Annotated in this window: 8 protein-coding genes; 5 read left to right on the top strand and 3 right to left on the bottom strand. The window is 70.6% G+C overall.

What is annotated here, in order from left to right; genetic code table 11:
* The first annotated feature begins 96 nt into the window (after positions 1–96).
* From KDM41_06105 to KDM41_06090, 4 genes are all read left to right on the top strand, one after another.
* On the top strand, positions 97–2,541 hold the full coding sequence (locus tag KDM41_06105; protein ID MCB1182988.1) for a copper-translocating P-type ATPase: 2,445 nt from the start codon (positions 97–99) through the stop codon (positions 2,539–2,541).
* A 32-nt stretch (positions 2,542–2,573) separates the two neighbouring features.
* A complete protein-coding gene (cueR, locus tag KDM41_06100) occupies positions 2,574–2,987 on the top strand; it encodes a Cu(I)-responsive transcriptional regulator (GenBank protein ID MCB1182987.1) in 414 nt (137 codons plus the stop codon).
* 104 nt (positions 2,988–3,091) lie between these two features.
* Positions 3,092–4,150, top strand: coding sequence for an NAD(P)-dependent alcohol dehydrogenase (locus tag KDM41_06095; GenBank protein ID MCB1182986.1), 1,059 nt, complete (start codon positions 3,092–3,094; stop codon positions 4,148–4,150).
* Between the two features lie 37 nt (positions 4,151–4,187).
* Entirely contained in the window at positions 4,188–5,171 is a 984-nt protein-coding gene (locus KDM41_06090; GenBank protein ID MCB1182985.1) for an aldo/keto reductase, read from the top strand.
* Positions 5,172–5,243: 72 nt separating this feature from the next.
* Here the strand turns inward: KDM41_06090 and KDM41_06085 are convergent, their stop codons facing one another.
* On the bottom strand, positions 5,244–7,472 hold the full coding sequence (locus tag KDM41_06085; protein MCB1182984.1) for an NADP-dependent isocitrate dehydrogenase: 2,229 nt from the start codon (positions 7,470–7,472) through the stop codon (positions 5,244–5,246).
* A 185-nt stretch (positions 7,473–7,657) separates the two neighbouring features.
* On the bottom strand, positions 7,658–8,338 hold the full coding sequence (locus KDM41_06080) for a hypothetical protein (GenBank protein MCB1182983.1): 681 nt from the start codon (positions 8,336–8,338) through the stop codon (positions 7,658–7,660).
* A gap of 155 nt (positions 8,339–8,493) precedes the next feature.
* On the opposite strand from KDM41_06080, the gene rarD reads away from it, so the two are divergent.
* Positions 8,494–9,423 carry an EamA family transporter RarD gene (gene rarD / locus KDM41_06075; protein ID MCB1182982.1) on the top strand — a complete coding sequence of 310 codons (930 nt, stop codon included), beginning with the start codon at positions 8,494–8,496 and terminating at the stop codon, positions 9,421–9,423.
* A gap of 81 nt (positions 9,424–9,504) precedes the next feature.
* Here rarD and KDM41_06070 read toward each other — a convergent pair.
* The coding region (locus KDM41_06070) for a hypothetical protein (GenBank protein MCB1182981.1) at positions 9,505–9,693 on the bottom strand (189 nt) is incomplete at its 5' end.

Genomic DNA, 9,693 nt, shown 5'->3' with positions numbered 1-9,693 from the left:
GGGGCGGGAAAAAAATTATGGTGGGGGTGTTGACCTTCCAGTGGCTGGAACGTCGACCTTGGGGGTGTGGAGAACGCCCCAACCGAGGAGACCCCGATGACGACCAAGACGACGACCAAGACGACGACCAAGACGACGAACACGACAGATGACCAAGCGGCTGCGGCCGCGATCGACCATATCCGCATCGTCCTGCCCGTGGCGGACATGACCTGCGCCAGTTGCGTGGCGCGCGTGGAGAAGGCCCTCGGTGCCGCGGACGGCGTCGCCGCCGCCAGCGTGAATTTCGCCGCCGAGACGGCGACCGTGGACTTCGACCCGCAGAGGACGGACGTCGACGGCCTGGCCCGCGTGATCGGCGAGGCGGGCTACCGCGTTCCGGTTGCGGCAGTGCGCCTGGCGATCGGCGGCATGACGTGCGCGACCTGCGCCGGACGGGTCGAGAAGGCCCTGAAGTCCGTGGCCGGGGTCGAGTCGGCCCAGGTGAACCTGGCGACCGAGACCGCAACGGTGGCCGTGGCGCCGGGGACCGCGACCGAGGCCCTCGTGCAGGCCGTCACCGCTGCCGGTTACGAGGCGGCCCCGGCCCCCTCGGCCCAGGCCGAACGCGAGGCCGCCGACCGGGTCGAGGCCGCGCGGTCCCGCCGCGAGGCGCTCGTGCTCGGCGGCGCCGCCCTGCTGACCCTGCCCCTGGTGGCGCCCATGGTCCTGGCCCCCTTCGGGCTGACCTGGTCGCTATCCGGGTGGGCGCAACTGGCCCTGGCGACCCCCGTGCAGTTCGTGGCCGGCACCCGCTTCTACCGGGGCGCCTGGGCCGCGACCCGTTCGCGCACCGCCAACATGGACACGCTGGTCGCCCTGGGCACGACGGCGGCCTTCGCCCTGTCGCTCTTCCTGCTGCCCCGCGGCGGGCACCTCTACTTCGAGGGCGCCGCCGCCATCATCACCTTCGTGCGCATCGGCAAGTGGCTCGAGTCGCGGGCCAAGCACGCCACCACGCGCGCCATCCGGGCGCTGATGGACCTGCGTCCCGAGACCGCCCGCGTCAAGCGGGACGGGCGGGAGATCGAGGTGCCGGCCGAGGCCGTGGGCCGGGGCGAGGTCGTCGTCATCCGGCCGGGCGAGAGGGTTCCGGTAGACGGGCGCGTCGTGGCCGGCGCGAGCCAGCTCGACGAATCGCTGCTCACGGGCGAGAGCCTGCCCGTGGCGCGGGACGAGGGCGACGACGTCACCGCGGGCTCGATCAATGGCGACGGCCTGCTTGAGGTCGAGACGACACGGGTCGGCGACGAGACGGCCCTGGCGCGGATCGTGGCCCTCGTCCAGGACGCCCAGGCGACCAAGGCGCCGATCCAGAAGACCGTGGACAGGGTCGCGGCCGTGTTCGTGCCGGTCGTCATGGGCATTGCGGTGCTGACCTTCGCGGGCTGGGTGCTGGCGGGCTCCGGGCTCGAGCGGGCACTGGTGAACGCCGTGGCCGTGCTCGTCATCGCCTGCCCCTGCGCCCTGGGCCTGGCCACGCCGGCGGCCCTGATGGTGGGCACGGGCGCGGCCGCGCGTGCGGGCATCCTGATCAAGGACGCCGAGGCCCTCGAGACGGCCCATGCCGTCGACACGGTCGTGCTCGACAAGACGGGCACCCTGACGGTGGGGCGGCCGGACGTGCGCGAGATCCTGGCCGACGATCAGGATGCCCTGCTGGCCCTGGTCGCGGCGGCCCAACGGGGCAGCGAGCACCCGCTGGCGGATGCCGTGCGGCGTCGGGCCGAGGAGCGCGGGCTCGACGTGCCGCAGGCGACGGAATTCCGGGCCCTGCCCGGGCGCGGCGTGTCGGCCCGGGTCGAAGGGGCCGCGGTGCTGGTGGGCAGTCCGCGCCTGATGGACGAGCGCGGGTTCGACCGCAGCGCCGTGCGCGATCGGGCGGCCGATCTCGAGGCCCGCGGCCTGACGGTGATGTGGGTCGCGGTGGACGGCGCCATGCGCGGGGGGATCGCCGTCGGCGACGCGCCGCGCGAGTCGTCGCGCGAGGCACTGGCGCGACTGGCCGCGGTCGGTGTGCGGACGATCATGCTGACCGGCGACAATCGCGCGGCGGCCGAGACCGTGGGCACCGAGCTCGGCGTGGCCGAGGTGATCGCGGAGGTGCTGCCCGAGGACAAGGCCCGCCACGTGCAGGAGTTGCGGGACGGCGGCGCGGTGGTGGCCATGGTCGGCGACGGCGTGAACGACGCGCCGGCCCTGGCTGCGGCCGATGTCGGCTTCGCCATGGGCTCGGGCACGGACGTGGCGATGCACACGGCCGGTGTGACCCTGATGCGCTCCGAGCCGACGCTGATCGCCGACGCCATCGGCGTCTCGCGGGCCACGCGCCGCAAGATCCGCCAGAACCTGTTCTGGGCCTTCATCTACAACACGGTGGGTATCCCGCTGGCTGCAGCCGGGATGCTGACGCCCATGTTCGCCGGGGCGGCCATGGCCCTGTCGAGCGTGAGCGTGGTCAGCAACGCTCTGCTGCTGCGGCGCTGGAGGCCGACGCGATGAGAACCGGCAGAGACAACAGGAGCGACGGACGGATGGTCATCGGCGAACTGGCCCGGCGCACGGGGGTGTCCGCCAAGACCATCCGCTATTACGAGGAGTCGGGCCTGGTGCCGCGGCCGCGCCGGGCGGCCAACGGCTATCGGGTCTACGGCGAGCAGGCCGTGCACGTCCTGCGCTTCGTGAAGCGGGCCCGCGATCTCGGGTTCACCATGGAAGAGGTGGGCGAGCTGTTGTCGCTGTGGAGGGACGACCACCGCGAAAGCGCCGAGGTCAAGGAGGTGGCCGAAGCCCACCTCGCGGCGATCGAACGGAAGATCACCGAACTGGCGGCCATGCGCGACACCCTGCGCGGCCTCGTCCACGCCTGCCACGGCGACAAGCGTCCGGACTGTCCGATCCTGGACGACCTGGCGGACCGGGGCGGCGGCCCGATCAGGCAGGAATAGGCAATGAAGAAGCAGGATCCTGCTGTCGGCTTCGATCCGACGTGACTATCCTGTGGCCGTCCGACTCAAACAGCCAAAGAAATCGAGACAGGGGAGATATCGCCATGTTCGAGACCAAGGCCTATTCCGCCGCCAGCAGCACCGCGCCCCTGGCGGAGGACGTCATCAAGCGCCGCGCGACCGGCGACAACGACGTCAAGATCGAGATCCTCTACTGCGGCATCTGCCACTCTGACCTGCACACGGTGCGGAACGAGTGGAGCGACTTCATGCAGACGGTGTACCCCTGCGTGCCCGGTCACGAGATCGTCGGCCGGGTGACCGAGGTGGGGGCGAACGTCTCCGCCCACGCGCCGGGCGACATCGTCGGCGTCGGCTGCCTCGTCGATGCGGACAAGAACTGCCCGGTCTGCGAGTCCCACACCGAGCAGTTCTGCGCCAACGCCGTCTACACCTACAACGGGCCGGACAAGCACCTCGGCGGCGTCACCTACGGCGGCTACTCGAGCGACATCGTCGTCGACAGCCACTTCGTGCTGAAGGTGCCGACGAACCTCGAACTGTCCGGCGTGGCGCCCCTGCTTTGCGCGGGCATCACGACCTGGTCGCCGCTGCGGCGCTTCGGCGTCAAGGAAGGCCACAAGGTCGGCATCATCGGCCTCGGCGGCCTCGGGCACATGGGCGTGAAGTTCGCCCGCGCCATGGGCGCCCACACCGTCGTCTTCACCCGCTCGGAGGCGAAGGCCAGGGACGCGCTGGAACTCGGCGCACACGAGGTCATCATCTCGACCGACCCGGAGCAGATGGCGGCCCACGCCTTCAGCTTCGACTTCATCCTGGACACGGTCTCGGCCGTGCACGACATCAACGCCTACATCCAGCTGCTCACCCTGCGTGGACACATGACCCTGGTCGGCGCCCCGGACAAGCCCGTGCCCCTGGCCTCGATGGCCCTGATCTTCGGCGAACGCTCCATCTCGGGCTCGCTCATCGGCGGGATCAGGGAAACCCAGGAGATGCTCGACTTCTGCGGCGAGCACGGGATCACCTCGGACGTCGAAGTGATCCGGATCCAGGACATCAACGCGGCCTACGACCGGCTGATGAAGTCGGACGTGAAGTACCGCTTCTCCATCGACATGGCGTCGTTGCGCGAAGAGTAGCGTGCGACGGACATCATGCGCGGAAAGGACGGCGACCATGGAAACCCGGCAGTTGGGTGTGCGCGGACCGCAGGTCTCGGCGCTCGGCTACGGCTGCATGGGCCTGAACTTCGGCTACGGCGGCGGTCTCGCGAAGGACGAGGCCGTCGCCATGATCCGGACGGTCCACGACCTGGGCGTGACCTTCTTCGACTCCGCCGAGGCCTACGGTCCGTTCACCAACGAGGAGCTGGTGGGCGAGGCCCTGGCGCCGGTGCGCGACGAGGTGGTCATCGCGACGAAGTTCGGCTTCAGGGGCGGCGTCCCGGCCGACGGGTTGGACAGCCGGCCGGAGAACGTCCGGACGATGGTCGACTCGTCGCTGCGGCGGCTGCGCACGGACCGCATCGATCTGCTGTACCAGCACCGGGTCGATCCGGCGGTGCCCATCGAGGACGTGGCCGGCGCGGTGGGCGAACTCATCGCCGCGGGCAAGGTGCTCCACTTCGGCCTGTCCGAGGCCGGGGCCGAATCGTTGCGGCGGGCCCACGCCGTGACGCCGGTGACGGCCCTGCAGAGCGAGTACTCCCTGTGGTGGCGCGAGCCGGAAACCAAGACCCTGCCCACCTGCCGCGAGCTGGGCATCGCCTTCGTGCCGTTCAGCCCGCTGGGGCGGGGCTTCCTGACCGGGAAGATCGACGCCGACACGCCGTTCGCAGACGGGGACTTCCGCAACCTCGTGCCGCGGTTCGCGGCGGCGGCGCGCCGGGCCAACCTGGCGCTGGTCGGCCGGATCGCGGAGATCGGCGCCGAGCGCGGGGCGACCCCGGCCCAGGTCGCGCTGGCGTGGCTGCTGGCGCAGGGGGAGGACATCGTGCCGATCCCCGGCACCACGAAGAGGCACCGGCTGGAGGAGAACCTGGGCGGAGCGGCGCTGGAGCTGACGGCCGACGATCTGGCGCGGATCGGGGAGGCGTTGGCGGCGATTCCGGTCGAGGGGGACCGGTATCCGGCGCACCTCGCGAAGACGGTGGACGAGTAGCCACCTTCCCTCGGATACAAGAGAGGGCGGGCCAAGTGGCCCGCCCTCTCGCGTTCCGGTCGTCCGGCCCGACTACATCGCGTCGATGATCGCGTTGTACGCCGCGCTCGGCCGCAGGGCCGCCGCCGCCTTGGCGTCGTCCGGGTGGTAGTAGCCGCCGATGTCCTGGGCGCCGCCCTGGCAGCCGATCAGATCGGCCGCGATCTGCTCCTCGGCCGCGGCCAGGGCCTTGGCCACGCCCTCGAAGCGGGCCTTCATCTCCAGGTCGTCGTTCTGGGCGGCCAGGGCCTGGGCCCAGTACAGCGACAGGTAGAAGCTGCTGCCCCGGTTGTCGATCTCGTTCACCTTGCGCGACGGGTAGCGGGCGTTCTCGAGGTAGGCGCCCACGGCCTGGTCGAGGGTCTTCGCCAGCACGGCCGCCTTCGCGTTGCCCGTCTTCTCGGCGATCATCTCGAAGCTCGGGACCAGGGCGCAGTACTCGCCCAGGCTGTCCCAGCGCAGGTGGCCCTCCTGGAGGAACTGCTGCACGTGCTTCGGGGCCGAGCCGCCGGCACCGGTCTCGAACAGGCCGCCGCCCTGCAGCAGGGGCACGATCGAGAGCATGCGGGCGCTGGTGCCCAGTTCGAGGATCGGGAAGAGGTCGGTCAGGTAGTCGCGCAGCACGTTGCCGGTGACCGAGATGGCGTTCTGGCCCTTGCGGACGCGCTCGCAGCTGAAGCGCATGGCGTCGACGGGGGACATGATGTCGATCTGCAGGCCGTCGGTGTCGTGCCCGGGCAGGTAGGCGTCGATCTTCTTGATCAGCTCGGCGTCGTGGCCGCGGTGGCCGTCGAGCCAGAAGATGGTCGGCGAGCCGGTGGCGCGGGCGCGGTTGACGGCCAGCTTCACCCAGTCGCGGATGGGCTCGTCCTTGGTCTGGCACATGCGGAAGACGTCGCCGGTCTCGACCGTCTGCTCGAGCAGCGTGGCGCCGGCCGCGTCGACGACGCGGATCACGCCGGCGGCCGGGGCGGTGAAGGTCTTGTCGTGGGAGCCGTACTCCTCGGCCTTCTGGGCCATGAGGCCGACGTTGGCCACGTTGCCCATGGTCGCCGGATCGAACTGCCCGTGCTTCTGGCAGTCGGCGATGATCTCCTGGTACATGGTGGCGTAGCAGCGGTCGGGCACCATGGCGATGGTGTCCTGGAGCTGGTCGTCCCAGTTCCACATCCTGCCGCCGTCGCGCACGACGTTGGGCATGGAGGCGTCGACGATGACGTCGTTGGGCACGTGCAGGTTGGTCTTGCCGGTGCGGCTGTCGACCATGGCCAGGCTGGGGCGCGTCTCGTAGACCTTCATCAGGTCGGCCTCGATCTCGGCCTTCTTGTCGGCGGGCAGCTTGCCCAGCTTGTCGTACACGTCCTGCAGGCCGTTGTTGAGGTTCACGCCGATGCCCGCGAGGGTGTCGGCGTGCTTCGTGAGCGCCTCCTCGTAGTACACGGCAACCGCGTGGCCGAAGAGCACGGGGTCGGAGATCTTCATCATCGTGGCCTTCAGGTGCAGGGAGAGCAGGACGCCCTTCTGCTTGGCCTCGGCGATGGTGGCGGCGTAGAACGCGCGCAGCTTGCGGACGTTCATGACCGAGGTGTCGATGACCTCGCCCTGCTGCAGCGCGAGGCCCTCCTTGAGGGTCGTCGTCGCGCCGTCGGCGCCGACGAACTCGATCTTCACGGTGGTCGCGGCGGGCAGGGTGGTGCTGCGCTCGCTGCCGTAGAAGTCGCCGTCCTCCATGTAGGCGACGCGGCACTGCGATCCGCTCTCGGGCCAGGGCTTCATCATCCGGTGCGGGTTCTTCTGGGCGAACTTCTTCACCGAGATGGCGGCGCGGCGGTCGGCGTTGCCCTCGCGCAGCACCGGGTTCACGGCCGAGCCGAGCACCTTGGCGAAGCGGGCCTGCAGGGCCTTGTCGGCGTCGGTCTTCGCCTCTTCGGGGTAGCTGGGGATGTCGTAGCCGTGGTCCTGCAGCTCCTTGATGGCGGCCTGCAGCTGGGGGATCGAGGCGCTGATGTTGGGCAGCTTGATGATGTTCGCCGCGGGGGTCTTCGCCAGCTCGCCCAGTTCGGCCAGGGCGTCGGGCAGCTTCTGGGCCGCGGTCAGGTTCTCGGGGAAGTTGGCGATGATGCGGCCGGCCAGGGAGATGTCCTTGGTCTCGACGTCGACGCCGGTGCCCTTGGTGTAGGCCTGCACGACGGGCAGCAGGGCGTAGGTGGCCAGGGCCGGGGCTTCGTCGATCTTGGTCCAGATGATCTTGGCGGAATCCATGGTCTTTTCCCTCGTGTTGGGGACACCTGACCGCACGGAGGCCGATCGGGCCGGAGTTGCCCGTACGGATGCAAAACTTTGCAACAAGAATCGCGTTCTGATCGCGCGGAGTCAAGGACGAGGCGGGCGGGCCGCCGGGCGGGAATCCCCCGGAAACCCGCCCCAAACGGGGGACTGGCGCCTTTTCAGCGCCAGACGGCCTTCAGGGTCGACCAGCTCAGGCCGGTCGTGGCCACCGGTTCGTTGAAGACGACCACCAGCCGGGGCGGCGCGGCGCTGCCGGCGCCGCCGACGGTGATGTAGTCCTCGTAGCCGGCTTCGGAATACACGCCGGCCAGGAGCAGGCCCAGCCGGTCGGCATCGTCGTCGAGGGCGTCGCGCAGGGCGGCCACCACGTCGAACGAAAGGTCGACGTTGGCCACGGGCGGGTACAGCACGTCCAGGGCCGTGTCCGGGTCGAGGTCGTCGCGCGGCACGAGGATCGGCGCGCCGGTGGCGAGATAGGCGAAGGCCGCGGTGTAGGCGAAGCCCTGGGCGTCGTCGGCCCAGCCCGTCTTGCGCACGACCAGGGTCGCGGACAGCACGTCGGCCCCGGCGGGGCGCGGGCCCGGCCCGAAGGCCGCGTCGAGATCGAACTCGAAGCAGGCGGCGAATTCGGCGTTGCAGCCGTAGGCGGTGCCGCCCACGCGCAGGCTCGCGGCCGTCGAGGCGACCCCGGCGGTGAAGGCGTCCTCCTGGAGGCAGGGCGCGGCGGCGTCCTCGCGCTCGTCCTCGCCCACCAGGGCGGCCGGGATGTCCAGGGTGGTGGCGCCGGCCAGACCGGCCAGGCCGAGTGCGGCGCAGACGACGACGATCTTCAGGTGCATGACGGATTCCCTCCCGGTTCCGGTCGTGGTTCTGATGTCCTCCCGCGGCATTCTACCACGGCCGGATCGGGCCGGACAGGGCCGGACGGGCTCCCGCGCCACCGACCCGCACAAGCCACTGGCCCCGGCCCTCTTTCGGCCCTATCGTGGCGGCCATGAGCACACCGCCTGCCCTCCCGGACGACCCCCGGCGCCAGCGCGCCGGCGTGGCCTACGCCACGGCCGCCTACGGCGCCTGGGGCGTGCTGCCGCTGTACTTCAAGGCCGTCCACGCCGTGCCCTCGCTCGAGGTGCTGGCCCACCGCATCGTGTGGTCGCTGGTCTTCCTGCTCGGTCTGACGGCGGCGCGTCGCCAGTGGGACCGTCTCGGCCTGCTCCTGCGCAGCCCGCGCACCCAGCTGACCCTCATGGTCACGACGGTCCTCATCGCGACGAACTGGCTGCTCTTCATCTGGTCCATCGCCAACGGGCGGCTCGTCGAGGCGAGCCTGGGCTACTTCATCAACCCCCTGTTCAGCGTGCTGCTGGGCTTCGTCTTCCTGCGCGAGCGCCTGCGCCGGTGGCAGACCGTGGCGGTGCTGCTGGCCCTGGTGGCCATCGTGCTGATGACGGTGCGCCTGGGCCGGCCGCCGGTGATCGCGCTCGCCCTCGCCTTCAGCTTCGGCGTGTACGGCCTGCTGCGGAAGCAGGTGCCGGCCACGGGCATCCAGGGCCTGACGGTGGAGACCATGATGCTCGCGCCGGTGGCCCTGGGCTGGGCCGCGTGGCGCTGGCGGTCGGGCGAGCTGGTCTTCCTGCACGGCCCGACGACGCTGAACGTGCTGCTGCCCCTGGCCGGCGTCTTCACGGCCCTGCCCCTGATCTGGTTCGCCGAGGGCGCGCGGCGCCTGCGTCTGGCCACGCTGGGGTTCCTGCAGTACCTGGCGCCCACGGGGCAGCTGCTGCTGGCGGTGCTGGCCTTCGGCGAGCCCTTCACCCGCGACCACCTGCTCAGCTTCGGCCTGATCTGGATCGCGCTCGTGCTCTACTCGTTCGACACGTGGCGGGGCACGCGGCGGCGGCCCGTGTCCGGGGCGGGGGCCTGAGCCGCCGGATCGGTGGTGCGGAAACAGCGAAGGACCCGGGCCGTCCCGGGTCCTTCCTCGTTCCGTGCGGCCGTCGCCGGACTAGCGGTACTGGGCCTTGATCTGGCCCCACGCCTGACCTTCCGTGCCGACCGGATCCTCGCAGATCAGCCCCGGCGGCGCGTTCGGCTCGCCGGGCGTGGCGCAGCGCAGATAGAAGTCGACGGAGTTGTCGTCGGTGTCGACGCCGTCCGGATAGCGGTTGATGCTGTCGAAGGTCAGGGCGGTGTC

The sequence above is a fragment of the bacterium genome (assembly GCA_020440705.1).
GTDB lineage: Bacteria > Krumholzibacteriota > Krumholzibacteriia > LZORAL124-64-63 > LZORAL124-64-63 > JAGRNP01.
Note: the sequence above shows the minus strand (reverse complement) of the source record. Positions and strands in the feature narration are given on the sequence as shown.